The organism is Sphingopyxis sp. L1A2A, assembly GCF_005502465.1.
In the GTDB taxonomy this organism is placed as follows: Bacteria; Pseudomonadota; Alphaproteobacteria; order Sphingomonadales; family Sphingomonadaceae; genus Sphingopyxis.
Genome location: NZ_SCOT01000007.1, coordinates 65,387 through 89,861, shown reverse-complemented (window position 1 = coordinate 89,861; position 24,475 = coordinate 65,387). Strand labels below are relative to the sequence as shown.

28 protein-coding genes are annotated in these 24,475 nt (G+C 64.8%); 15 read left to right on the top strand and 13 right to left on the bottom strand.

The window, feature by feature from the left end:
• The first annotated feature begins 1 nt into the window (after position 1).
• The 3 genes from FFS68_RS06805 to FFS68_RS06795 are packed head-to-tail and all read left to right on the top strand — an operon-like array spanning position 2 to position 1,995.
• Positions 2-835 carry a DUF4163 domain-containing protein gene (locus FFS68_RS06805; RefSeq protein ID WP_137752430.1) on the top strand — a complete coding sequence of 278 codons (834 nt, stop codon included), beginning with the start codon at positions 2-4 and terminating at the stop codon, positions 833-835.
• Between the two features lie 17 nt (positions 836-852).
• Positions 853-1,788, top strand: coding sequence for an SDR family oxidoreductase (locus tag FFS68_RS06800; protein WP_137752429.1), 936 nt, complete (start codon positions 853-855; stop codon positions 1,786-1,788).
• 24 nt (positions 1,789-1,812) lie between these two features.
• Positions 1,813-1,995: a DUF3008 family protein gene (locus FFS68_RS06795; protein ID WP_137752428.1), complete on the top strand. Its 183-nt coding sequence runs from the start codon at positions 1,813-1,815 to the stop codon at positions 1,993-1,995.
• Here FFS68_RS06795 and FFS68_RS06790 read toward each other — a convergent pair whose 3' ends face one another.
• Positions 1,996-3,534 (bottom strand): NAD(P)/FAD-dependent oxidoreductase, encoded by a 1,539-nt coding sequence (locus FFS68_RS06790; RefSeq protein ID WP_249340057.1) that lies wholly within the window; start codon positions 3,532-3,534, stop codon positions 1,996-1,998. It abuts the gene before it with no gap.
• A gap of 187 nt (positions 3,535-3,721) precedes the next feature.
• Between FFS68_RS06790 and FFS68_RS06785 the strand changes: the two genes are divergently transcribed.
• On the top strand, positions 3,722-4,846 hold the full coding sequence (locus FFS68_RS06785; protein WP_137752427.1) for a DUF47 family protein: 1,125 nt from the start codon (positions 3,722-3,724) through the stop codon (positions 4,844-4,846).
• A 15-nt stretch (positions 4,847-4,861) separates the two neighbouring features.
• Positions 4,862-5,875, top strand: a complete 1,014-nt coding sequence (locus FFS68_RS06780; protein WP_137752426.1) for an inorganic phosphate transporter — start codon at positions 4,862-4,864, stop codon at positions 5,873-5,875.
• On the opposite strand, the gene FFS68_RS06775 is transcribed toward FFS68_RS06780, so the two are convergent.
• From FFS68_RS06775 to FFS68_RS06765, 3 genes are all read right to left on the bottom strand, one after another.
• Positions 5,876-7,354, bottom strand: a complete 1,479-nt coding sequence (locus FFS68_RS06775; RefSeq protein ID WP_137752425.1) for a DUF4403 family protein — start codon at positions 7,352-7,354, stop codon at positions 5,876-5,878. It lies immediately after the preceding gene.
• Between the two features lie 348 nt (positions 7,355-7,702).
• A complete protein-coding gene (gene rimO / locus FFS68_RS06770; RefSeq protein ID WP_137752424.1) occupies positions 7,703-9,070 on the bottom strand; it encodes a 30S ribosomal protein S12 methylthiotransferase RimO in 1,368 nt (455 codons plus the stop codon).
• A 159-nt stretch (positions 9,071-9,229) separates the two neighbouring features.
• Positions 9,230-9,934, bottom strand: coding sequence for an alpha/beta hydrolase (locus tag FFS68_RS06765; RefSeq protein WP_137752423.1), 705 nt, complete (start codon positions 9,932-9,934; stop codon positions 9,230-9,232).
• A gap of 73 nt (positions 9,935-10,007) precedes the next feature.
• On the opposite strand from FFS68_RS06765, the gene FFS68_RS06760 reads away from it, so the two are divergent.
• Positions 10,008-10,409, top strand: a complete 402-nt coding sequence (locus FFS68_RS06760; protein WP_137752422.1) for a DUF1761 domain-containing protein — start codon at positions 10,008-10,010, stop codon at positions 10,407-10,409.
• Here the strand turns inward: FFS68_RS06760 and FFS68_RS06755 are convergent.
• The 4 genes from FFS68_RS06755 to serS form a co-directional block, all read right to left on the bottom strand.
• On the bottom strand, positions 10,406-11,473 hold the full coding sequence (locus tag FFS68_RS06755) for a potassium channel family protein (RefSeq protein WP_137752421.1): 1,068 nt from the start codon (positions 11,471-11,473) through the stop codon (positions 10,406-10,408). The genes FFS68_RS06760 and FFS68_RS06755 overlap by 4 nt on opposite strands.
• A complete protein-coding gene (locus FFS68_RS06750; protein ID WP_249340052.1) occupies positions 11,470-12,525 on the bottom strand; it encodes a M23 family metallopeptidase in 1,056 nt (351 codons plus the stop codon). Before FFS68_RS06750 ends, FFS68_RS06755 begins: the two co-directional genes overlap by 4 nt.
• Before the next feature lie 116 nt (positions 12,526-12,641).
• Positions 12,642-13,406, bottom strand: coding sequence for a 5'/3'-nucleotidase SurE (gene surE / locus FFS68_RS06745; protein WP_137752420.1), 765 nt, complete (start codon positions 13,404-13,406; stop codon positions 12,642-12,644).
• A gap of 96 nt (positions 13,407-13,502) precedes the next feature.
• Positions 13,503-14,783: a serine--tRNA ligase gene (serS, locus tag FFS68_RS06740; protein WP_137752419.1), complete on the bottom strand. Its 1,281-nt coding sequence runs from the start codon at positions 14,781-14,783 to the stop codon at positions 13,503-13,505.
• Positions 14,784-15,041: 258 nt separating this feature from the next.
• On the opposite strand from serS, the gene FFS68_RS18055 reads away from it, so the two are divergent.
• The 4 genes from FFS68_RS18055 to FFS68_RS06715 all read left to right on the top strand — a co-directional run bounded on the left by FFS68_RS18055 (position 15,042) and on the right by FFS68_RS06715 (position 17,767).
• Positions 15,042-16,091: a hypothetical protein gene (locus tag FFS68_RS18055; protein WP_212742321.1), complete on the top strand. Its 1,050-nt coding sequence runs from the start codon at positions 15,042-15,044 to the stop codon at positions 16,089-16,091.
• Positions 16,092-16,094: 3 nt separating this feature from the next.
• The gene (locus FFS68_RS06725; protein ID WP_137752418.1) at positions 16,095-16,481 is read left to right on the top strand and encodes a hypothetical protein; all 387 of its coding nucleotides are present in this window, start codon (positions 16,095-16,097) and stop codon (positions 16,479-16,481) included.
• 328 nt (positions 16,482-16,809) lie between these two features.
• Positions 16,810-17,271, top strand: coding sequence for an RNA polymerase-binding protein DksA (gene dksA / locus FFS68_RS06720; protein WP_137752417.1), 462 nt, complete (start codon positions 16,810-16,812; stop codon positions 17,269-17,271).
• A gap of 142 nt (positions 17,272-17,413) precedes the next feature.
• Positions 17,414-17,767, top strand: coding sequence for a PilZ domain-containing protein (locus FFS68_RS06715; RefSeq protein ID WP_249340051.1), 354 nt, complete (start codon positions 17,414-17,416; stop codon positions 17,765-17,767).
• Between the two features lie 51 nt (positions 17,768-17,818).
• Here FFS68_RS06715 and FFS68_RS06710 read toward each other — a convergent pair whose 3' ends face one another.
• Positions 17,819-17,977: a DUF465 domain-containing protein gene (locus tag FFS68_RS06710; RefSeq protein ID WP_137752415.1), complete on the bottom strand. Its 159-nt coding sequence runs from the start codon at positions 17,975-17,977 to the stop codon at positions 17,819-17,821.
• Positions 17,978-18,102: 125 nt separating this feature from the next.
• Here FFS68_RS06710 and FFS68_RS06705 point away from each other — a divergent pair, with 125 nt between their 5' ends.
• Together FFS68_RS06705 and FFS68_RS06700 are read left to right on the top strand one after the other, a co-directional pair.
• Entirely contained in the window at positions 18,103-18,300 is a 198-nt protein-coding gene (locus FFS68_RS06705) for a DUF465 domain-containing protein (RefSeq protein WP_137752414.1), read from the top strand.
• 156 nt (positions 18,301-18,456) lie between these two features.
• A complete protein-coding gene (locus tag FFS68_RS06700) occupies positions 18,457-18,906 on the top strand; it encodes a DUF1465 family protein (RefSeq protein WP_249340050.1) in 450 nt (149 codons plus the stop codon).
• 161 nt (positions 18,907-19,067) lie between these two features.
• On the opposite strand, the gene FFS68_RS06695 is transcribed toward FFS68_RS06700, so the two are convergent.
• On the bottom strand, positions 19,068-19,886 hold the full coding sequence (locus FFS68_RS06695) for an SDR family NAD(P)-dependent oxidoreductase (protein ID WP_137752413.1): 819 nt from the start codon (positions 19,884-19,886) through the stop codon (positions 19,068-19,070).
• Positions 19,887-20,189: 303 nt separating this feature from the next.
• Between FFS68_RS06695 and FFS68_RS06690 the strand changes: the two genes are divergently transcribed.
• Positions 20,190-20,717 carry a CarD family transcriptional regulator gene (locus tag FFS68_RS06690; RefSeq protein WP_120215896.1) on the top strand — a complete coding sequence of 176 codons (528 nt, stop codon included), beginning with the start codon at positions 20,190-20,192 and terminating at the stop codon, positions 20,715-20,717.
• A 154-nt stretch (positions 20,718-20,871) separates the two neighbouring features.
• Here the strand turns inward: FFS68_RS06690 and truA are convergent, their stop codons facing one another.
• The 3 genes from truA to FFS68_RS06675 form a co-directional block, all read right to left on the bottom strand.
• A complete protein-coding gene (gene truA, locus FFS68_RS06685) occupies positions 20,872-21,612 on the bottom strand; it encodes a tRNA pseudouridine(38-40) synthase TruA (protein WP_137752412.1) in 741 nt (246 codons plus the stop codon).
• 112 nt (positions 21,613-21,724) lie between these two features.
• Positions 21,725-22,645 (bottom strand): methionyl-tRNA formyltransferase, encoded by a 921-nt coding sequence (gene fmt, locus FFS68_RS06680; RefSeq protein ID WP_137752411.1) that lies wholly within the window; start codon positions 22,643-22,645, stop codon positions 21,725-21,727.
• Between the two features lie 132 nt (positions 22,646-22,777).
• Entirely contained in the window at positions 22,778-23,077 is a 300-nt protein-coding gene (locus FFS68_RS06675) for a GIY-YIG nuclease family protein (RefSeq protein ID WP_137752410.1), read from the bottom strand.
• A gap of 134 nt (positions 23,078-23,211) precedes the next feature.
• Here FFS68_RS06675 and recR point away from each other — a divergent pair, with 134 nt between their 5' ends.
• Together recR and def are read left to right on the top strand one after the other, a co-directional pair.
• On the top strand, positions 23,212-23,808 hold the full coding sequence (gene recR, locus FFS68_RS06670) for a recombination mediator RecR (RefSeq protein WP_039579914.1): 597 nt from the start codon (positions 23,212-23,214) through the stop codon (positions 23,806-23,808).
• 31 nt (positions 23,809-23,839) lie between these two features.
• Positions 23,840-24,373 carry a peptide deformylase gene (gene def / locus FFS68_RS06665; protein WP_137752409.1) on the top strand — a complete coding sequence of 178 codons (534 nt, stop codon included), beginning with the start codon at positions 23,840-23,842 and terminating at the stop codon, positions 24,371-24,373.
• The last annotated feature ends 102 nt before the right edge of the window (positions 24,374-24,475 follow it).

The window sequence follows — 24,475 nt, the reverse complement described above, 5'->3', positions numbered from 1 at the left end:
CATGACGACTGCAACATCGCTTCGCTCGACCCTGCTGATCCTGACCGGCCCCGTGCTTCTTGTCGGCTGTTCCGACGATCCGCCAACCCAGGCCGAAAAGACTGCTGCTGCCGCGGTTCCCGGGGCCCCGCCCGGCGGCGCGGCCGACGTTACAGCCAGCAATGCCACGGCATCGAACGTCAAGGAAAGCAATGACCTGATCGAATTCGGCTATGCCTATCCGCGCGAAGCGGCAGCGATTCCCGACCTTGCGGCATGGCTTGCCAGCGACCGTGCGACCAAGCGGGACGCGCTGATTGCCGCGGCGCGGCGCGACAAGGCGGCGGCGGAAAAGGCGGGTTTCCCGTATCATGCGCACAGCCATTTGCAGACATGGCAGCGGGTGACGAGCACGCCGCGGTTCCTCAGCCTGTCGGCCGAAATCCAAACCTACACCGGCGGCGCGCACGGCATGACCGGATTTGAAACGCTGCTGTGGGACCGCAACCGCGCGAAGCGGCTGAAACCGCTCGACCTGTTCACCAGCGGCGAGGCATTCGACGCGGCGATCCGCGACCGGTTCTGCGCTGGCATCAGGCGCGCCAAGGCGGCGAAGGGCATCCTGCGCGAAGAAGCGCCCGACAGTCCGTTCGCTCGATGCCCGCCCGCGTCGGCGCAGACGGTGTGGCTCGGTTCGTCGGACGGGCGCTATCTCGACCGCATGACCATCGCGATCGCGCCCTATGAGATCGGCCCTTTTGCCGAGGGCAGTTACCGGATCAATGTGCCGGTGACCGGCGCGCTGGTCGGCGCGGTGAAAGACGAGTTCAAGCGCGACTTCCTCCCCATCAATTGAGATCGAAGGACAAGGACATGGCGAAGCAGCCCAAGGCCGGCAAGGTCGGTGAAAGCCCGCAAGAACAGAAGGGCAAAAAGAAAGCCGCCACCAAACTGCGGCGCGAGGTCGGCAGCGGCAAAACGATCGCGAAGCCGCCGTCGGATCGCGAAGCCGATCTCGATCGCGCGCCCAAATGGCAACCGCGCTATCCGGGATCGGAACGGCTGAAGGGCAAGGTCGCCATCGTCACCGGCGGGGACAGCGGCATTGGTCGTGCGGTCTGCGCGTTGTTCGCGCGAGAAGGCGCCGATGTTGCGATCGTGTATCTCGACAACCGCTCCGATGCGGTCGAAACAGCGGCGATTGTCGAAGGCGAGGGCCGCCGCGCGATTGCCATCAAGGCTGACGTCGGCAAGCTCAGGTCGGGCGAAAAGATTGTCGCGCAGACGATCGAGAAGCTCGGCCGCCTCGACATCCTCGTCAACAATGCCGGTGAGCAGCACCCCGCCGACGATATTCGAGAAATCAGTCCCGAGCAGTTACAACAGAGTTTCGCTACCAATATTTTCGGGATGTTCTATCTGGTGCAGGCGGCGCTGTCCCATCTTGAAAAGGGCGCGGCGATCGTCAATTGCACCAGCATTACCATGTATCAGGGGTCGGGCGGCTTGCTCGATTACAGCGCCACCAAGGGCGCGATCACCGCTTTTACCCGGTCGCTTAGCGAGAATCTGGTTGAAAAGGGCATCCGCGTGAACGCCGTCGCGCCGGGGCCGATCTGGACCCCGCTCAATCCGCGCGGCGGCGCGCCCGCGGAGAAGGTCGCGACCTTCGGTGAGGGTACGCCGATGAAGCGTCCCGGCGAACCGAACGAAGTCGCGCCCTGTTTCCTGTTCCTCGCCTGCGACGACAGCAGCTATATGTCGGGCCAAGTGTTGCATCCCAACGGCGGAACGGTCGTTAATGGGTAGCGGGGCGGCAAAGGAGAAAAACCCATGCCAGCCAAATCCAAGGCGCAGCAAAAGGCCGCCGGCGCCGCGCTCAGCGCCAAACGCGGCGATACGCCGAAATCGAAACTCAAGGGCGCATCGAAAGAGATGGCCGCCAGCATGAGCGAGGCCGAGCTGGAAGAGCTCGCGTCAGGCTCGACCAACGGCAAACCCGAACGCGTCGGCTGACTATTCGGCAGCTTCCAGTTGGGCGGGAGCCGAAGCCACCGCGCGGACATGGCCGAACATGAGCACGCCATCGTCGATCGCGCCGGTCTTCATGTCGACGCGGTCCTGGATATAATTCTGGTTGAGCCGCCACGGCAGCTTGTCGGCATTTTTCGGCATGATGTGCAGCGAACGCTGGATATAGCCCGACGAAAAATCGAAGATATTCTCTTCCGTCAGCGTCGCCGGGTCGGCGAGGGCAGGGGTCGCGACCTGGGTGCCCGTTGCTTGCATATGGTTGAGCACGCGGCAGACATATTCGGCGACGATGTCGGCGCGCAGCGTCCAGCTGGCGTTGAGATATCCGAATACCGCCGAAAAATTCGGGACGTTCGAGAACATGCACGCCTTATAGTAATAATGCTCGCTCCAATCGACGAGGTCGCCGTCGACGCGCACCGGGATTTTGCCCGCGACGGCCAGGCTGAGGCCGGTCGCGGTGATGATAATGTCGGCATCCAGATGGTTGCCTGACTTGAGCTGGATGCCGGTCGCGTCGAACCTTTCGATATGGTCGGTGACGACCGATGCCTTGTCGGCCTTCATCGCCTCGAAAAAATCGGCATCGGGGATCAGGCACAGCCGCTGCTCCCAGGGATTGTAGGGCGGGGTAAAGGTCGCCGCGTCATATTTGTCGCCTAGGCTCTTCTGGATCTGTTTGGACAGATATTCCTTCACCTTTTCCGGCTTGTCACGCGCCTTGCGGAAAACGACGTCCTGCATCTTCACATTCTTGTAGCGGGTAATCCTGTACGCCAGTTCCTCGGGCAGGATCTTTCGCAGGAAATTGGCGATCGCGTCTTTTGCCGGGCGGATCGCGAACCAGGTCGGGGTGCGTTGCAGCATCGTGACATGCGCCGCCTTGTCCGCCATCGCCGGAACGATCGTCACCGCGGTCGCGCCCGATCCGATCACCACGACCTTCTTGTCCGTATAGTCGAGATCCTTGGGCCAGAATTGCGGATGGACGATCTGGCCCTGAAAATCCTCGCGCCCGGTAAAATTGGCGTCGAACGGTGCGTCATAGTCATAATAGCCGGCGCCAAGATAAAGCCAGCGCGCCGTCGTCGTCGACGTGGCGCCCGCGGCGTCCTCCAGCGTGACAGTCCAGCGCGCCGCGGCGCTGTCCCAGTCGGCCCCGACCACCTTGCGGTCAAAGCGGATGCGCTCGCGGATATGGCGTTCGTCGACGATGCGATTGAGATATTCGAGGATCGCGGGGCCGTCGGCGATCGTCTTTTCATGCTTCCACGGCTCAAAGACGAACCCCAACGTGTGCATGTCGCTGTCCGACCGGATGCCCGGATAACGGAACAAGTCCCAGGTGCCGCCCAGGTTGGCGCGGCGCTCGACAAGGGCGAAGCTGCGGTCGGGGCTATATTGTTGCAGGTGCACGGCCATGCCGATGCCCGAAATGCCGGCGCCGACGATCAGCACATCCTGATCCACCGGCGCAGCGTTTGCGTTTGCGGGGCGTTCCATCGTCGTGGTGCCTGCCATCATCCTGTCTCCCGACTATGTTTGGCCGCAGCTTACGCACCACGTTGCATTTTGCAATCGAATTGACGTTTACGGAAAGCCGCGCCGGGATGAAGCCTGCTTGTCGCTGTCACAATATTGTCATAGAGGCGTAACGCTTTTGTCACCTTGGCCAGTCTGGCCGCCATTTCAGGAAAGGATGAAGTCTATGCGTCAGATCGCCGTCCTTCCCTATCGATTCGGCGGACCGGGTCAGGACGGAGCCACCGAAGTCCTGCTGATCACGTCGCGCGAGACGAAACGCTGGGTCATCCCCAAAGGCAATCCGCTGACCGGTATGACCCGCCACGCCGCGGCGGCGATTGAGGCCGAGGAAGAGGCCGGCGTCATCGGCGCGGTCTGTCCGACCCCGATCGGCAGCTATCAATATCGCAAGCGCCGCGCCAATGGCGCCGCGGTGCTGCTCGACGTCGAAGTCTTTCCGCTGGCGGTCACCAACGAACTCGCCGACTGGAAGGAAATGGACGAACGCGACCGCCGCTGGTTTCCGTTCGACGCCGCCGCAGCGGTGGTCGAGGAACCCGACCTGCAGGCGCTGATCCGCTCGTTCGGCGACAGCGGCTTTCGTGCCGCCGCGCGTCCGACGGGAGTTGTCCAGAATGTTGCTGAAAAAACAGGGGTAAGCCGAATGTTCGCATGGTTTCAGCGTTTGCTGCCGCGACAGGGAAATTTCTTTGAATTGTTTGAAAGCCACGCCGCGACCCTTGTCGCCGGCGCCAATGCGCTGTCGCGGATGCTGCAGGGCGGTGAGGGCATGGCCGACCATATCCAGGAAATTGTCGAGCGCGAACATGATGCCGATGCGATCACCCGCGAAGTGTTGCAAACGGTCCGCCGCACGTTCCTGACCCCCTTTGATCGCAGCGCAATTACCGACCTGATCGCGTCGATGGATGATGCGATCGACGAGATGCAGAAGACGGCGGGCGCGGTCGATCTGTATGACGTCACCGATTTCGAGCCCGAAATGCGCGATATCGCCGGGATCATCGTCGATGCGGCGCGGCTCACCGCCGAGGCGCTGCCGTTGCTCCGCAACATCGGCGCCAACGGTCCGCGGCTGCACGAGCTCACCGAACGGCTGGTCCGGATGGAGGGCCATGCCGACGAAATCCACGCCGCCGGGCTGAAGCGCTTGTTCCGCGAAATGGGCGAGGCGCACACCACGCAGTTCATCATCCGGCGCGAGCTGTACAGCCACCTCGAACGTGTCGTCGACCGCTTCGAGGATGTCGCGAACGAGATCGACGGCCTGGTCATCGACCACGCTTAAGCGGGGGCGCTCACGATGCACGAACTCGCTTTCCCCCTCCTCGTCGGCCTGGTCATCCTGGCGCTGGCGTTCGATTTTCTGAACGGTCTGCACGACGCCGCGAACAGCATCGCGACGGTTGTCGCGACGCGGTTGCTGCGCCCGGTACAGGCTGTGATCTTTGCCGCCTTCTTCAACTTCGCGGCTTACTTCCTGTCGGTGATCTTTCCCGAGCTGCACAAGGTCGCGGAGACGATCGGCAAGGGGATCATCGACAAGGATCTGGTGACCCCGGCGGTGGTGTTCGGGGCGCTGGTCGGCGCGATGTTCTGGAACGTCGTCACCTGGCTGAAGGGCATTCCGTCGTCGTCGAGCCATGCGCTGGTCGGCGGCATCGTCGGCGCCGGGGTCGCCCATGCCGGGTTCGAGGGGATCGAGTGGACCGGGCTGAACAAAACGGTGATCGCGATTTTCCTGTCGCCCATGCTCGGCATGTTGCTGGCGATGCTGGTGATGCTGCTCAGCAGCTGGGCGCTGCGCCGGGCAACCGCGAATTTCGCCGAAAAGACCTTTCGCCACCTCCATCTGTTTTCGTCGGCCGCCTATTCGATCAGCCACGGACTGAACGATGCGCAAAAGACGATGGGGATCATCGCGGTGCTGCTCTACTCCACGGGCTATCTGGAGGGCGAGTTTCACGTCCCGCATTGGGTGGCCTTCAGCTGCTATGTCGCCATCGCGCTCGGCACGCTGTCGGGCGGGTGGAAGATCATCGAGACGATGGGCGGGCGGATCACCAAGCTGTCGCATCATCAGGGTTTTGCCGCCTCGACCGGCGGGTCGATCATGGTGTTCACTGCCAGCCTGCTCGGCATCCCGGTGTCGACGACGCACACGATCACCGGCAGCATCATCGGCGCCGGCGTCGCGCGCCGCGCCAGCGCGGTGCGCTGGGGCGTGGCGAGCAATGTCGTTGCGGCGTGGTTCATCACCATTCCCGCAAGCGCGATCGTCGCGGCGGCGTTTTACGGACTGACCCGCCTGTTCTGATCATTTTGCCGGGCGATAATCGACGCTGGCCCCGCCGACCATCCGCACCGGCAGATACAGGCCGTTGCCATAGGCCTTGATCTGACCGATCGCAAAGCCATCCACGTGGGTGCGGATGACGAACGCCCCCTCGCGGCGCTGGTCGACCGCGCGCTTGATCTTGCCTTGCAGCTCGGCAAGGTCGCGCGCGAAATTCTGGGTCAGGGCGCTGGCGATCAACGGGGCAAAACCATCGCTGCGGCCGAGCACCAGCAGCAAGTCGCCGCCGACCCCGTTGGTGTCGCCGTTGATCACCAGGTCGCTGAAATGCACCTCGGCCGAACCCGGTTTATTGACCGGCACCGCGGTCATCCAGATGCGGCCGTGGGTGGGCTCGCCGGTGCGATTGGCGAGCCGCATATCGACATCGACGCCGACCGCGATGCGCCCATCGGGCGCGCCATAGATCGTCGATTTGCCGAATTTGACCGTCATCGCGCCGACCTTTGGCAGGTCGAACGGCCGTACCGACCGCTTCAGCAGCGCGCGATCGACGACGGGTTCGAGCTGGGCATAGTCGGCCAGCACCGGCACCCGCACGTCGAGGTGCGGCTTGGGCGCGGCGCGGACCATGTTTGGCAGCGGGGTCGGCGACGGATCGGCCGGGCGGCCCGAAACAAAGGTTTCGGTGATCGCCTCGAGCCCCAGGTTCAACCGCATCTGCTGTCCCTCCATCCGGTACCCGCCATAGAGGATACGCTGCGGCGTCACGCGCATCCATACCGGCGGTTTGTCGCGATTGAGTTCGAGCGCGGTGAAGCTCTGCCGCCAGATGTCGGATGCCTGTTTGCGGATGTCGATCCGGGCGATCTCTTGGTTCACTTCGCGCTCGACGTCGCGCACGACGGGTTTCAGCTTGGCATCGGCCTCGTCGGTAAAGGTGATGCGTTTGCCCAGGAAATCGATCCCCGGCGCCTTGGTCCAACCATAGCTGATCCGCGCCGTGCCGCGGGTGCGCCAGTCGGGGGTGATGTCGATCTTGACCCGTGCATGCGCCATTGCGGCGCCGGTCGCGGTCTCGCCCTTCAGCACCCCGCCGACGTCGCGCGCGGCGATCGTCGCGCTCAGCGGCATATCGACGATGATCTCGTCGCCTTCGCCGCGCAGCCGCAGCGGCCCGCGTGTCACGCGCCCGACGATGGTGCAGGGGATGGGCGGCGTGACTTCGACCTTCTTGCCAAAGACCTTGACCTGCTGCGGTTTGACGCACGCGCGCTCGCGCCGGTTGATCGTCCACAATGTCTTTGGCACCGCACGTTCGAGCGCCTGCTTGAGCGCTGTCGTATCGGCATTGATCGGCACCGCGATCAGCGATGTCTGCGTCGGCGAAGGCGCCTTGTCGGTGGCGCGCGGCGGCGGTTCGATGTCGACCTTGCGGTCGCAGGCGGTGAGCGTGGCAGCGACCAGAAAGGTCGTGGTGGCCAGTCGGGTTAGTCGCATGTGGTGCCCCTGATGCGGAATTTGCTGTTTATAACAGCGCAGGCGTGAAGGCGTTCCTTGCCGCGCGGTGCGGTACAAAAAAGCACGGAAAACTGCGCAACTTCACTCGGGATTCGCGTTTCGTAGGCGCCATTCCTTGTCACCCCGAACGCGATCCGGGGTCCCGCTAAGCAGCGTCGCAAAGCGGGACCCCGGATCAGGTCCGGGGTGACGAAAGAGGCGAGCGTCGAAACGACGGAAAACTGCGCAACTTCACTCGGGATTCGCGGTTTGCAGGGGTAGGCAGGCGTCATCCCGCAAGGCTATGCGGCTCGCAGAATGTAGGACAGCGATTTTTCGGAGAGGGTTTTAGACGACCACCCCGAACAGATCATGCTCGTCAGCGTCCTCGATCGCGACATCGACAATATCGCCGGCCTTCAGCGTCGCCGCGACGTCGCGCAGATAGACATGACCGTCGATTTCGGGCGCGTCGGCCTGTGAGCGGCCGGTGGCGCCGATGCTGCCGTCCTCATCGGCTTCGCCAACTTCGTCGATGATCACCGGCAGCGTGCGGCCGATCTTGGCTTCGAGTTTCGCGGCGCTGATCGCGGCGGTTTTTTCCATGATCCGCTGGTAGCGTTCTTCCTTGACCGCTTCGGGCACCTGATCGTCGAGCGCGTTGGCTTGCGCCCCCGCGACGGGTTCAAAGCGAAAGGCGCCGACGCGGTCGAGCTGCGCTTCGTCGAGCCAATCGAGCAGATATTGGAAATCGGCCTCGGTCTCGCCGGGGAAGCCGACGACGAAGCTGGAGCGGATCGCGATGTCGGGGGCGATGGCGCGCCAGTTTTTCAAGCGTTCGAGCACCTTGGCCTCATTCGCGGGGCGCTTCATGCGCTTGAGGACGCTGGGGCTCGCATGCTGGAAGGGGATGTCCAGATAGGGCGTGAGCAGCCCTTCGGCCATCAGCGGGATGACCGCGTCGACGTGGGGGTAGGGGTAGACATAGTGGAGGCGCACCCATGGGGCGCGGCCTTCGCTGGTCTGCAGCTGGCCGAGTTCGCGCGCGAGGTCGGTCATATGGGCGCGGACTTCGCGGCCCTTCCACTGGCGCGGGTCGTGGCGGGTATCGACGCCGTAAGCCGAGGTGTCCTGGCTGATCACCAGCAGTTCCCTGGTCCCCGCGGCGACGAGCTTTTCGGCCTCGCGCAGCACCGCGTCGATGCGGCGGCTGACGAGTTTGCCGCGCAGGTCAGGGATGATGCAGAAGGAGCAGCTGTGGTTGCAGCCTTCGGAAATCTTGAGATAGCTATAGTGGCGCGGCGTCAGTTTCAGCCCGCCTTCGGGGACGAGGTCGACGAACGGCCCTTGGGTCGGCGGCGCGGCGTCATGGACGGCATCGACGACCTGTTCATATTGATGCGCGCCGGTGACCGCGAGGACGTTGGGGAAGCGCGCGCGGATGACGTCGGCCTCATTGCCCATGCAGCCGGTGACGATGACGCGGCCATTTTCGGCCATCGCTTCGCCGATCGCCTCAAGGCTTTCTTCCTTCGCCGAGTCGAGAAAGCCGCAGGTGTTGACGAGCACGACGTCGGCGCCGGCATAATCGGGCGACAGGCCGTAGCCGTCGGCGCGCAGCTTGGTGAGAATCCGTTCGCTATCGACCAGTGCCTTGGGGCAGCCGAGCGAAACCATGCCGACCTTCGGCTGGGTGGGGAGGGTTTTGACTGTCATGATTGGCCGCGCGCATAGGCGATTTTTTTGGGTTTGTCACGAGGGTGCTTCTCAGGTCATTGCGAGGAGCGAAGCGACGCGGCAATCCCCAGCCGTCGAAATGACCGGACGATGGCTGGGGATTGCTTCGTCGCCTTCGGCTCCTCGCAATGACGTCGGCTATTTGCCCGCCAGCGTATCCGCCACAATCCGCCACACCTTCGGATTGATCCCCAGCCCCAGATGCGTGCTGTCGACTTTGATGTTGCGTGCCTGGTCGTTGTAGATGTCGACCGCGATGTCGGGGCCGACGATGCCGTCGCGATCGGAGTAGATGACGGTCAGCGGCTGGGTGAGACCTTTCAGGTTGCGGGCGTGGATTTCGCGCTCGATCGTATCGAAATCGCGGTCGGCAAAGCGCTGTGCAAGTGCGGTATATTTGGGGCCGCCGATGATTGGGGTGCCCATCGTAATGATCTCGCGGACGAGGTGCGGGTGGGCGCGCGCGGTTTCGCGGGCGATGACGCCGCCGAGGCTCCAGCCGATGAGGGTGAGCGGGGCGCCGTCGGCCTTGACCCACAAGGCTGCCTGCGCCGCAAAGCGATCGACGTCGGCGGCGACGCGGCCCTGGTTGCGGCCCATCCCCCAGTCGCGGACATGATAGCCGAGATGACGCAGCCAGGCTTCGAGCGGCCGCATCGACAGCTCGCTGGCGCCATAGCCGGGAAGCAGCGCGACCGGGCGACCGTCGCCGCGCGGGGCGCCGATCAGGTGATAGCCGCCAAGCCCGTAGCGCAGCAGGTCGAGCGGCAGCGCAAGCTCGCCGAGCTGCGCGAGCCGGGTCGGGGGCTTTAATCCGGTGGGCAGCGGAACGTCGCGGGGCATCGCCTTCTCCCTTTCACATCGCTATAGTTTGTCGCCTCGGCACGGCATTGCAAGCCGATAAGGGGAGGGGACGATGGCGAATATGAACTGGATCGCGATTCTGGTCGCGGCGCTCGCGGGCTTTGTCGTCGGCGGGCTGTGGTACGGGCCGCTGCTGGGCAAGGCGTGGATGAAGGAACGCGGGCTGACCGAAGCCGAATTGCAACAGGGCAATATGGTGCTGATCTATGGCACCACCTTGCTGCTCAGCATCGTGTCGGCGATTTTCCTGGGCCATTTGCTCGCGCATTTTGGCGACATGAGCGCGCGGTCGACGATGATGATTTCGGTCGGGATTGCGCTGGGCTTTATCGTTCCGGCGATCGGCACCAATTATCTGTTCAGCCGCGCGAGTTTGAAATTGTTCGGGATCGACGCCGGATATTGGATTGCGTTCTATGCCGCGATGGGTGCGGTGTTTGTGTTTCTCGGCTAGCCGCCGGGCACGCTCGCTTCGCACTCTTCGCAGCGGATGACCTCGACGATCATGTCGCCGGGGGCGAGGCTTTGGGCTTCGGCCTCCCAAAAGCCGAAGGGCTTGCCGCCGCGATAGATACGCAGTCCGCGGCCTTCGCTGGCGAGCTGATCGATGCTGCGCCCGACCTCTGCGGCGGCGACCGGGCGTTCGCGCAGCTGGACGCGGCCGCCGATGCTGGCGAGGTCGGCCATATAGTCGGCGACATGCGCACCCTGCGCCGACCCCGCGAGCAGCAGGCCAGTGAAGCTGACCGGGTTGATGACATTGTTGGCGCCCGCCTGCCGCGCCAGCAGCTCGTTGTCGTGCGCGCGGATCACCACGCTGATCGGGACCTTGGGCGACAGGTGGCGGACGGTCAGCACCATCAGGATCGAGCTGTCGTCGCGCCCCGCCGATACCAGCACCGCCTGTGCCCGCGCGATATGGACGTCGATCAACGTGTCATCGTTCGATGCGTCGGCCTGGAGCACGTTGCAGCCCATCGCCTCGGCCTCTTCGATGCGCGACGCCGACTGGTCGATGACGACGATGCACGTCGGATCGGTGCCGCGCGCGATCAGTTCGCGGACCGCTTCGCTGCCGCTGATGCCGAAGCCGAGGACGACGATATGGTCAGTGAGCTGTGCCTGGATGCGGGCCATGCGCCATTTTTCCCATGTGCGTTTGAGGACGAAATTATAGGCGGTGCCGACAAAGATAAACAACACCGCGATGCGGATCGGGGTGACGATCACCGCTTCGATCAGGCGCGAGCGGTCGGATATCGGCGCAATGTCGCCGAACCCCGTGGTCGTCACCGAGATCATCGTGAAATAGACGACGTCAAGAAAGCTGATGTGGCCGTCGTGATGGTCGATCAATCCTTCGCGATCGATCCAGTGGACCAGCACGACGATGCCGATCAGGAAAAAGGCGAGGCTGAGCCGGGCGCTAACGTCCGCCCAAACCGGCCATTTGCTGGCGCGGCGCAGCGGTTGAAAGCGGTGCTGGAGCTTGAGCTTTTGCGCGGGGCGTTTGCTCATCGGGGCGGCAATTGTTTCATCGGATCAACGGGTATGCGATTTTTGCGCAGCTGGAAATGGAGTTGCGACGTCTGGACCTGGCCGGTTGCCCCGGCGCGGCCGATAACGTCGCCGATCCGCACCGCCTGACCGCGCTGGACGTCGATGCGGGCGGCATGACCATAGGCGCTGACCCAGCCGCCGCCATGGTTGATCAGGATCAGCCCGCCATAAACGCCGATCTGGTCGCCGGCATAAGCGACGACGCCATCGGCGGTGGCGCGGATCGGGGTGCCGGTGGCGGCCGCGATGTTGATCCCGTCGCTGACCTTGCCCGGCGCGAGCGGGCCGAAGCGGGCGAGGATCGGACCGTAGAGCGGCCATTCAAAGCGGCCCGCAAACCGCGCCGGGGCGGCGATGGCGGTGGTCACCGGCTGGCGCGGCGCGGCGTTGCCTGCGGTCGGACGGCTGCTTTCGGTGAGCGCGGGCTGGCTGCCGGTGACGATGTCGTCGATGTCGAGGGTGAAGGCAGCAGCGCGGGCGCCGACATTGACCGGGCCGGGAGGGGCAGGGCGCGCGTCGGAGGGCAGGCGCAGCCGCTGGCCGACGCGCAGGATATAGGGTTCGGCGAGCGCGTTGATCGTGATGATCTCACCCCAGTCGGCGCGATAGGCGGCCGCGATGCCGATCCCGGTCTCGCCGGTGCCGACGCGGTGATAGAGACCGGCGGGGATATGCAGCATCTGTCCGGCGCGCAGGGTGAAGGGCGGCGTGAGGTCGTTTTCCAGCGCGAGCGCTTCGGACCCGGCACCGCTCATCTCGCCGATCGCGCGCAGCGTGTCGCCGGGGCGGACGGTGTAAGCGCCCGCAGTCACGCGCACGGCGTTGGTGGCGACGGGTTTCAGCGTCCAGGTCGGCCGGGCATCGCCGCCGACGACATCGCTGGCCGATTGGCGTTCGAAGTCGAAGCTGTCGGGGGTGGACGACGGTACCGGCATCGACGCGATGGGCCGTGGCGGCGGGGCAGGGGCCGCGGGGATGCAACCGGCAAGCAGCACGGCACCCAGCAACACCCAACCATGATGTCTTATTACCCCCACGCGCCCGCTTTTGCCAAAGGAAGTGGGCGGTGGCTAGCCGATTTCATTGGGTCGATCCTCCCCATGGCTTCGCCACAGGGAGGATCTTGTCAGGTTGCGTAGGCCCCGCGCAGCGCCGCCAGCGACGCTTCGTGGGTCAGGTCGAGCTGGAGCGGGGTGACCGAGATATAGCGATCGTCGATCGCCTCCAGATCGCTGTCGTGCCCCGGCGAATGTTCGATCCCGTGCAGCCCGAACCAGTAATAGCGATAGCCGCGCGGGTCGGTGCCCTCGACGATCGAGCCGCGGCCATAATCGTGGAAGCCCTGGCGGGTGACGCGGATGCCCCGCACGTCGGCGGCGGGGATCGCGGGGAAGTTGACGTTGATCAGCGTGCGCGGCGCCATGTCCATCGCAAGCAGCGGCCGCAGCACTTTCGCGCCCCACACCTCGGCGGCCTCGAACGGCACGGTGTCGCCCATGCCTTCGCGCGCATACACCTGGCTGAGTGCGATCGAGCGGATGCCCGCCAGCGCGCCCTCGATCGCCGCCGAGACGGTGCCCGAATAAGTGACATCGTCGCCCAGATTGGCACCGCGGTTGACGCCGGAGAGGATCAGGTCGGGTTTTTCGGGCATCAGCTTGCTGATCGCCATCATCACCGAATCGGTCGGGGTGCCGCTGCACGACCAGCGTTGCGGCCCATGATCGCGAATCCGCACCGGGCGCGACAGGGTGAGCGAATGGCCGGCGCCCGACTGTTCCTCGGCGGGCGCACAGACCCAGATGTCGTCGGACAGCTGGCGCGCGATCGCTTCGAGTACGGCGAGCCCGGGGGCGTGATAGCCGTCGTCGTTGGTGAGGAGGATGCGCAAGGTTTTGGTCTTTCTCTCTTCGTCATGCCGGACTTGATCCGGCATCCATTCGGCGATGGCGTCGTGGACCCCGGATCAAGTCCGGGGTGACGAGCATTAGGCGGCGGGCGTCATTTTCGTGATCCCGCCCATGTAGGGAAGCAACGCCTGCGGAATATCAACACTGCCGTCGGCCTGCTGGTAGTTCTCAAGAATCGCGACCAGCGTCCGCCCGACTGCCAGCCCCGAACCGTTCAGCGTGTGGACGAATTCATTGCTCTTGCCGCCCTCGCGCCGGAAGCGGGTGTTCATGCGCCGCGCCTGGAAATCGCCGCAGTTTGAGCAGCTCGAAATCTCGCGATAGGCGTTCTGGCCGGGCAGCCACACCTCAAGATCATAGGTCTGGCGCGCCGCAAAACCCATGTCGCCGGCGCATAGCAGCATCTTGCGATAGGGCAGTTCGAGCGCCTCGAGGATCGCCTCGGCGGCGCGGGTCTTGCGCTCCAGCTCGGCGTCGCTGTCCTCGGGGCGGGTGATCGACACCAGCTCGACCTTCCAGAATTGATGCTGGCGGATATAGCCGCGCGTGTCGCGCCCCGCCGATCCGGCTTCGGAGCGGAAGCAGGGGGTCAGCGCGGTCATGCGGATCGGCAGGTCGGCCTCGGGCAGGATATCCTCGCGCACCGCGTTGGTCAGGCTCATCTCCGACGTCGAGATCAGCCAGCGGCCGTCAGTCGTCTGGAACAGATCCTCGCGGAATTTGGGCAGCTGGGTGGTGCCGAACGCGGCTTCGTCGCGGACCATGAGCGGGGTGGCGCATTCGGTGTAGCCCGCGTCGATCGTCTGCCGATCGATCATATACTGGCCAAGCGCGCGTTCGAGACGCGCCATCTGGCCGCGAAGAAACGCAAAGCGCGCGCCCGACATCTTCGCGGCGGTTTCGAAATCGAGCCCGAGCGCGGGGGCAAAGTCGGCGTGCTCCTGCGGCGCAAAGTCGAACGTCCGCGGAGTGCCCCAGCGCGCGATTTCGACATTGCTGTCCTCGTCTTCGCCTTCGGGGACGTCGGCGGCGGGCAGGTTGGGGAGCGCGGCGAGGGTGTCTTGCAGCGCGGCAAGCCGTTCGCGTTCGGCATTTTCCTTTTCGGGCAGCGAGGTTTTGAGCGTCGCGACCTCGGCCTTCAACGCTTCGGCCTTGTCCTTGTCGCCCTGCGCCATTGCCTGGCCGATCAGCTTCGACGCTTCGTTGCGGCGTGCCAGCGCCGCCTGAACTTCGGTCTGCAGCGCGCGCACCGACGCGTCGGCGGTCAGGATCGCAGCGGACAGGGGTTCGAGACCGCGGCGCGCGAGGCCGGCGTCGAAGGCTTGCGGGTCATCCCGGATCAGGCGGATATCGTGCATGGGCGCGCTATGGCGTTGCCGGGCGAGGGGTGCAAGCCTGTCCTTGCTCGATCCTCCCTGTGGCGCAGCCATGGGGAGGGGGACCGCCGCCGCAGGCGGTGGTGGAGGGGCAGCGACGGTGCGCCATTGCCCCTCCGTCAGCGCTTCGCGCTGCCACCTCCCCATCGCTGCGCGACAGGGAGGATTGTTAGCTAACGGCGCTGCGCAAACCCGACGCGCCCATGAAAAAAGGGCCGCCTCGCAAGGCGGCCCTTCAGTATGGTGGTCCGGGTTAGCCCCCCCGACCTCCAGTGGATCGCTTACGCCGCGTCGGCGTTTTTGTCGTTGCGGTTGGCGGCGCGGCGGCGCGCGACGAGCGCGGCAGCGGCGGCGCCGAACAATAGCATCATCGGCGGTGCCGGAACCGGGGTCGGCGGGTTGCCCGACGAGCTGCTGGTGCTGCCGCCCGAGCTGGAAGACGACGAAGAGGATGACGAGCTGCTGCTCGACGACGAGGACGAACCGGTGCTGCCCGTGCTGGTGCTGCCGGTCGAGCCCCAGCTGCTGCTGCCGCCGGTCGCGCCCGACGAGGTCGCGCCGCTGGACGTACTGCTGCTGCTCGATGACGAGGAGCTCGACGACGAGCTGCTCGACCCGCCCGAGCTGCTGCTGGAGCCGCCCGAGCTGCCGCTGGACCCGTTCGAGCCGCCCGAACTGCCGTGCGACGAGCTGCCCCAACCCGAGCTGCCGTGCGACGAACCGCCCTTTGACGAGCTGCCGCCCGACGACGACGAGCTGGACGAGGAGGAAGACGAGGACGAGCTAGACGACGAGCTGCTGCTCGACGACGACGTGCTGACGTTGCCCGATGAGGTTGAGACATTGCCCGATGACGTCGAGACGTTGCCCGACGAAGTGCTGACGTTACCCGACGAGGTCGAAACGCCGCCGGTCGAAGTGCTGACCCCACCGGTCGAGGTCGAAACGCCCCCCGTCGACGTCGACACGCCGCCGGTGGAGGTCGACACGCCGCTCGAGGTGCTGACGCTGCCGGTCGAGGTCGACACGCCGCCGGTCGACGTCGAGGTGCTGACCCCGCCGGTCGACGTCGAAACACCGCCCGAGGTGCTGCTGGACGTCGTGCTGAGGCCGCCGGTCGTCGTCGAGGTGACGACGATGCTGCCGCTGCTGCCGCCGCCGCTGCTGCCGCCAAAGAAGCCTCCGAAAAAGCCGCCGCCGAAACCGCCGCCAAAGCCGCCACCGATCACGGTGACACCGCCGCCGCTGCCGCCGCCTTCAAAACCGCCGCGCTGCGGGAAGGGGGCGTAGGGGATGGGAGGCAGCGGGATCGTCTGCGTCACCACCTGCATCTGCGGGGTCGCGGTGCGGATGATGCGTTTGGTCGTGACGACGCGGCGGATCCGCTTCACCGGCTTGCGCGCGGCGTGGCGCTTGCGCACCACCTTTTTGCCGACGCAGGGCGAGCAGGATTTGACCGTCTGGGCGCGCGCCTTCGGCACATCCGCAATCTGCATCGCGCCGCTACCGATGATCGCGCCGCCGCAGGTGCAGGCGCAGAGCTTGGCGAGGGCCATTCGGACAGACATAGGTTTCTCTTTCTTTCCCGTTGCAGGTGCGAAGCATCACCGACCAACACCCAATCTCACCTTCGCTATACCCCAAAAGGTCAAAGGTTTGCGAACGCGGCAATTGCGTTAACCGCGTTTGCCTGTCCGACAGCGGGAAAAGGGCGCCGGAATCAACCCCAATGGCGGTTATTGTCCCAAAATAGCACGGAAACTGCAATGATTCTATGCAATTGGTTAATCTTCGGCCCTAAATCGGCTTCGTCAAGGGCGCGTCGCGGGTCGCGCGCAACCGATGGGAATCACCCGGAGCCCGCTCTCCGTTCAGCCGCGCTTCACGCCCCGTCGCTATCAGCTGCTTAGGCGCTTGTATCGCAACCGGCGGCTGGTTATAGGCGCGCCACTCCCCGAACCGCATGAGACGGCCAACGGGGTGACAGGAAAGGACGCGAGAGCCCCTCATGCCGACCAAGATTGCCGACGTTGGCGCTGACGCGCTTCGCGCAGCGAAATCCAATCTCGATACGGACTATGTTCCTGGCGACGACGAAGCGTTCATGAACGAGCGGCAGCAGGAATATTTCCGCGGCCTGCTGCTCGCCTGGAAAAAGTCGATCCTGTCCGAATCCGAATCGACCCTGGCCCATTTGCAGGACGGCCCGCTGCGCGAACCCGACCTGGCCGACCGCGCGTCGAGCGAAACCGACTGGGCGATCGAACTGCGCACCCGCGACCGTCAGCGCAAGCTGATCGCCAAGATCGATTCGGCCATCCGCCGCATCGACGAGGGCGAATATGGCTATTGCGCGGTGACCGGCGAACCGATCTCGCTGGCGCGGTTGCAAGCACGCCCGATCGCCACGATGACGCTGGAGGCGCAGGAGCGCCACGAGCGCAACGAGCGGATTTCGCGCGAAGATTGACCCACTTTGGGGCTAATGTCCGATTTCCCCATCGGCAGTTTACATTTCGGCAATGGCTGCGCTCTAGATTCGCGACCCTGACACCTAACGCGGGGAACAGGTCGCAATGGAATCGCGCGGACCAATAACGACGGATGAAGAAGTGGCGGCGCTGTCGCGCGGTGCCGATCGGGACAGCTTGTTCCTGCAGGCCAGCCTGGTCCTGCCGGGGCGTCCCGATCCGGTGGTCGTCCGGGTGCGCAACCTGTCGCCGGGCGGCATGCTGGTCGAGGGCCAGGTGCGCGTCGAACAGGGCGCGACGATCGAGGTCGACCTGAAAAATGTCGGCCCGATCCCGGGCCGCGTCGTGTGGGCGGGCGAGGGCAAGTTCGGCATCGCGTTCGATCATCCGATCGATCCGCAGGCGGTGCGTCGTCAGGTGGTATCGCAGTCCGATTTGCCACCGCATCTGCGGCGCTCGGGGCTGGAGCGGGGGCCGCTGTACCGCCGACGCTGATGCGTCCTGCCATAGGGCGGCACCAGCGGGGGCGGTAGCGGCAGGCGATCGTCAGGCGATCGCGAGCATCTCTTCCTTGAGTTTCAGTTTCTGTTTCTTCAGTTGCGCCAGCGCCGCCATGTCGGGCGCCGGACGCCGCTCTTCATTCGCAATTTTCTCGTCGAGGTTCGCGTGGCGCGACTTCAGGGCGGAAAGATGCGACGTGCTCATGGGCCATTCTCCTTTTCGACTCGATTGGCAGGACCGAGTAAATCACGAATCGGAGCGATTGTCGTCGCGATTCGGCCAGCCGGTCCCCGTTGCGGCCCAGTGGTGAACGTGGCAGGGAAGCGATGGTGAGCCCCGACGAAATTACCCAGCGCCTGGAATTGTTACGGATCGAGCATCGCGACCTCGATGCCGCGATCATTGCGCTTGGCACCGCGGCGATTCCCGACCAGTTGCAACTGGCCCGGCTGAAGAAACGCAAGCTGCGGCTGCGCGACGAGATCGCCTGGTGCGAGGATCAGCTGGTTCCCGACATTATTGCCTGATTGCCTTTTAAAGTGCGGCACCGGCCCGCTCCCGCCCCGCAGGACGACCGCCTGAATCAAAACGGGACGCCGCGGCGCCGCATTTTCATGGTTACCGGCATTGCATTGCGGCGCGGGCGTGGCATCCCTTGGCACATGGTCGCCCGGCATCCAGACATGATGGCAATCGCAGCGCCGGTGCAGCGCGCGCAGATCGAGAATCTTTATGTCGAGGCGATGGTGCTCGCCGACGAAGCGCACGCCGCCTTTGCCGCGCAGCGCGACCTGGGCGACGTCCGGCGCGACGGGCTGATGCAGATCAGCCTCGCGTGCGAATCGCTCAAGACCACGACGCGGCTGATGCACGTCATCGCCTGGCTGCTCCATCGCCGCGCGATGATCGCCGGCGATCCGGGGGCCGGGCCGCACGACAGCGCGGCCAGGATCGGCGAACCGGTTGCCGCCGACTGGGATATTTGCGCGGGGTTTGAGGCGTCGATCTGCCGCATCATCGCCGCAAGCGAGCGATTGTTTGAACGCATCGCGGCGCTGGAGGCGGGGTGGAATGCGCCGCAGGCGATGACCCCGGTGCAAAGGCTGCTGGCGCAGCTAGAGGCGCGGCTTTAGTCTTGCGGTACGTCGCTTTGGGGTGGGTAGCAGCCATTTCCCATTTCGTCATCCCGGCGAGAGCCGGGATCTCAACCTCTCGGATTAACGCACCGACGAGATCCCGGCCTTCGCCTTGATGACGAGGTTGTGGATGGCGGCTTCCGGTCGTTAGCCGCCATTCAGGTTGCCGTTGTCGCTTTCATCTGCGCCGCATAACCTGCCTGGACCATCGCGCTCATGCGGTCGAACAGCGCGTCGGGGTCGCTGCGGCGCAGCGCCGCGATCGCCGCCTCGGCGCCCTCGGCGACCACCAGCTCGCGCGTCCCGGCGTCGACCGCCGCCAATATCTGCGCGGCGGCGAAATCGGGCGACAGGCCGTTGTCGATCGCGGCGTCGCTTTCCCCGCGGACGCTGCCGTCGGCGTTGAGCGCGTTGCGGCTGACGTTGGTCTGGACCGATCCGGGCGCGACGACCAGCACCCGCAACCCCAGATGCTCATTTTCGGCCCGCACGCTGTCGTGATAGCCGATCAGGCCGTGCTTCGCCGCGCAATAGGCGCTGCGCAGCGGCACCCCGGCGATCCCCGCGACGCTGGAGATCGCGACGATCTGGCCGCCGCCCGCGCCGACCATGTGCGGCAGCAGTTGCTGCGTCAGCGCGATCGGGGCGAGCAGGTCGACCGCGACAATCTGTTGATAGACGGCAAAATCGGTGTCGATCGCCAGGCTGCGCTGTGAAATGCCGGCGTTGTTGACCAGCCCGTCGACGCGGCCCTGCCAGCCCCACGCCTGTTCGGCGATCGCGGGAAGGGCGGCATAGTCGGTCGCCTCGAACGGCAGCACCAGCGTCTCGGCCCTGCAATCGGCGGCGACGGCGTCGAGTGCCGCGACGTTGCGCCCCGACAGGATCAGCTTTGCGCCGCGCGCCGCCAGCCCCCGCGCCAGCGCCGCACCGATCCCCGACGAAGCGCCTGTCACCCACCAGCATTGACCATCCATATCGGCATTCCCGTTTGTGATTTCGTGCCAAGGTGAAACGACGACCGGATGGCGTCAAGGCGCCCCGCCGCGCAGGGGTGGCAATTTTGTTGCGAATCTGTTATAATAAATATCAACGCGCCGACATTCTGCCTCTGCCCGTCGCGGGCTGGGGTATGTCACGGCGTTCCGATGGAGCCATATCCCTTGTCACTCTGACTGGCTAGCGCCGAGCGATTGTAGATCCCCCTTGGCTAGAGGGTGGGATGCGCCGCTGTTGTCGCACTTTCAGATCAGGGTCAAGGCACAACAAAAGGAATTTGCATGTCCGTAAGCACGCTCTTGTTCGAAGTCGGTGATTATGTTGTTTATCCCAAACATGGCGTGGGGCGCGTCATCGAGTTGCAGCGGTCGGAGATCGCCGGGATGCAGCTCGAACTCTATGTCCTGCGCTTCGAAAAGGAAAAAATGACCCTTCGCGTGCCGACGAACAAGGCCGAAGGCGTCGGGATGCGCAAGCTGTCGTCGGACAAGACGCTGAAGGAAGCGTTGCAGGTGCTGACCACCAAGCCGAAGGTCAAGCGCACCATGTGGTCGCGCCGCGCGCAGGAATATGAAGCGAAGATCAATTCGGGCGACCTGGTGTCGATCGCCGAAGTGACCCGCGACCTGTTCCGCGCCGACGACCAGCCCGAGCAGAGCTATTCGGAACGCCAGATCTTTGAAGCGGCGTCGAGCCGCCTCGCGCGCGAATTGGGCGCGATGGAAGAAAGTGACGAAAAGACAGCGCAGGCGAAGATCCTGCAGATTTTGAATGAACACGCGCCGCTGTATTACGCCGAAAAGGTGTAAGCGCGCGGGGTGGTGATTTAGGGAAGGGGCGGTCTGCGAGGGCCGCCCTTTTTCGTTGCCGTGATTGCGAGCGTCGCGAAGCAATCTCCAGCTATCGTTTTGCTCGGACGCCAGCTGGAGATTGCCGCGTCGCTACGCTCCTCGCAATGACGAACTACGGGTAAGTGGCGCTCACAAAATACAGCCCGTCGGGCGGCGCATTCAGCCCCAGTGCGTTGCGATCCGCCGCCGCCAGCGCATCCTTCAAATCCCCCGCCGTCCACCGCCCATGCCCGATCAGCGACAGGCACCCGACCATCGATCGGACCTGATGGTGCAGGAAACTGCGCGCCGCGGCCTCGATGATCAGCTCGTCGCCGTGGCGGCTGACGGTCAGTTTATCGAGTGTCTTGACCGGGCTTTGCGACTGGCAATGCGCCGATCGGAAGGTGGTGAAATCGTGGAGGCCGACCAGCGCCTGCGCCGCGGCGTGCATCGCGTCGGCATCGAGCGGCCGCGCGACTTGCCACGACAGCCCCTTGTCCCACGTCAGCGGCGCTCGGCGGTTGACGATGCGATATTCGTAACTGCGCCCCGTGCAGGCAAAGCGTGCGTGCCAGTCGTCGGGGACGACCTCCGCCGCGAGCATCGCGATCGGGGCGGGGCGCAACTGGGCGTTGAGCGCCTCGGTCAGCTTGAACGGGGTCAGCGGCTTGGCGATGTCGACATGCGCGCGCATCGCGATCGCATGGACCCCGGCGTCGGTGCGGCCGGCGCTGAACACCTGCACCGTCTCACCGGTGAAGCGGTGGATCGCCTCCTCGATCGCCTGCTGGACGCTGGGACCATGCGCCTGCCGCTGCCAGCCCATGTAAGGGCGGCCGTCATATTCGATGGTGAGGGCAAAGCGGGTCATGGGCGGAGATATTCCCCATTTTCGTCACCCCGGACTTGATCCGGGGTCCATTCCGGCGCCGAAGGCTTGGACCCCGGATCAAGTCCGGGGTGACGAGGAAGAAATGGCTGGTTCATGTCAGCCGCGTCCCCGCCGGAATCGCCCGCCCGCGCAGCAATTCGCCCGCCGCCATCGCGGGCTTGCCCGCCCGCTGCACCCGCGTCGCGCGGATCGCGCCGGGGTTGCAGGCTATGGTCAGCGCGTCGTCGAGCGTGACGCCGGGGGCCGCGCCCGCGACCGTCTCGCCCGGATGGATCACCTCGGCGGCGAGCAGCTTGTACCGCTCACCGTCCAGCTCAAAAAACGCCCCCGGCACCGGGTTAAATGCGCGCACTTGGCGTTCGACCTGCACCGCGCTCACCAGAAAATCGAGCCGCGCTTCGCTCTTGTCGATCTTGGCGGCGTAGGTGACGCCGTCGTCGGGCTGCGGCACCGGCGGAAAGGCGTGAAGCTCGCTCAGCACCAGCCGCATCATCAGTGCGCCCATTTCGGCGAGTTCGTGGGTCAGCACCCCCGCGGTCTTGCGGCCGATCGGGGTCGGTTCGACCAGCCGCATCGCGCCGGTGTCGAGCCCGACGTCCATCTGCATGATCGTCACACCGGTTTCGGCATCGCCCGCCAATATGGCGCGCTGCACCGGCGCCGCGCCGCGCCAACGCGGCAGGATCGAGCCATGGACGTTGAGGGACCCTTGGCGCGGGGCATCGAGGATCGCGGGCGGCAGGATCAGGCCGTAAGCCGCGACGACCGCAATATCGAGGTTCAGCGCGGCGAACGCGGCCTGTTCGTCGGCACCCTTCAGGCTTTTCGGGGTGCGGGCGGGCAGGGCGTGTTCTTCGGCCCAGACCTGCACCGGGCTTTTCTGAAATTTCTTGCCGCGCTGCGCCGGGCGCGGCGGCTGGGTATAGACCGCCGCAATGTCATGCCCCGCCGCATGCAGCGCAGCGAGCGTCGGCACCGCAAAGGGCGGCGTTCCCATGAAAGCGATACGCATGGGTGCGGGCTTTGGCGGAGGTTGAGGGGTTGTGCAAGATCGATAGCTGGAGATTGCCGCGTCGCTACGCTCCTCGCAATGACGCCAAAACTCGTCATTGCGAGCGAAGCGAAGCAATCTCCGGCTATCAGCCTATCCGCCCGTTAACTCCGGAAACAGGTCACGCCATTCGGGATTTTCCACCTCGATCAGCGCCACTTTTTTCGCGCGCGACCCCGCCTTGATCTGCTTCTCGCGCGTGATCGCCGCATACATGTCGCCGTGCAGTTCAAACCACACCAATTTGTCGCAGCGATAGCGAGCCGAAAACCCGCTCTGTTTTTGCCGGTGCTGCCACGCCCGCGCGATCAGATCGGACGTGACGCCGGTGTAAAGCACCCCATCTTTCCGATTGGTCATGATGTAGACTGCGGGCTGTTTCTCTTGACGCATGGCTGGAGATTGCTTCGTCGCTTCGCTCCTCGCAATGACGAAGTTGAGAACGTCATTGCGAGGAGCCGCAGGCGACGCGGCAATCGCCAGCTATCGCCCTTGCGTGACCTTGCGCGCTACGCCAAACACCCACCATGGCCTCCACCGAAATCGAAGCCCTCGTCCAGCAACTCGCCCGTCTCCCCGGCCTCGGCCCGCGGTCGGCGCGGCGCGCGGTGCTGCATTTGATGAAGAAACGCGAGTCCGCGTTCGTGCCGCTGCTTGCGGCGCTTCAGACCGTGTCCGAACGGCTCGTCACCTGCACGATCTGCGGCAATGTCGATACCCACGATCCCTGCGCGATCTGCGCCGATCCGCGCCGCGATGCGCGGTCGCTGTGCGTGGTCGAGGAGGTGTCGGACCTGTGGGCGCTCGACAAGTCGCGGCTGTTCCCCGGCAAATATCATGTGCTGGGCGGGCGATTGTCGGCGCTGGAGGGTATCCGCCCGCAGGATCTGGCGATCGACGCCCTGGTCGCGCGCGTCGCGGCGGGCGGCATCGACGAGGTCGTGCTGGCGATGAACGCGACGCTGGAGGGCCAGACGACGGCGCATTATCTCGCCGAGCGGCTGGAGGGCTATCCGGTGCGGTTGACGCAGCTGGCGCACGGTTTGCCGGTGGGGGGCGAACTCGATTACCTCGACGAGGGGACACTGGCGCAGGCGCTTCGGGCAAGGCGGCCGGTGGGTTGACGGCGGGCGTTCGAGTTCATACCTGCACCCCATGGCCTTACTCCCCATCATAGAGACCCCGGATCCCCGGCTGCGCGTCATTTCCAAGCCCGTCGAGACCTTCGATGCCGAGCTGAAGCAGCTCGTCGCCGACATGTTCGAGACGATGTACGACGCCCCCGGCATCGGGCTGGCGGCGATTCAGGTCGGGGTGGCGAAGCGCATTCTGGTGATCGACCTGCAGGAACCCGATCCCGAGGATGAAGAGGGCAAGAAGGTGATCCGCGAGCCGCGCGTGTTCATCAACCCCGTCTTTTCCGACGAGAGCGAGGAGCATAGCGTCTATTCGGAAGGGTGCCTGTCGGTCCCCGAACAATATGCCGATGTGACGCGCCCCGCCGAGGTCACCGTCGACTGGCAGGACGAAGACGGCAAGCATCATCAGGAACGCATGACCGGGCTGATGGCGACGTGCATCCAGCACGAGCATGACCATCTGGAAGGCATTTTGTTCATCGACCATCTGTCGCGGCTGAAGCGCGAGATGGTGTTGAAGAAGCTGATGAAGATGCGGAAAGCGGCTTAGCCCGTCATTGCGAGGTTAGCCCGTCATTGCGAGGAGCGTAGCGACGCGGCAATCTCCAGCTATCGGTCGCGCGTTCCGATAGCTGGAGATTGCCGCGTCGCC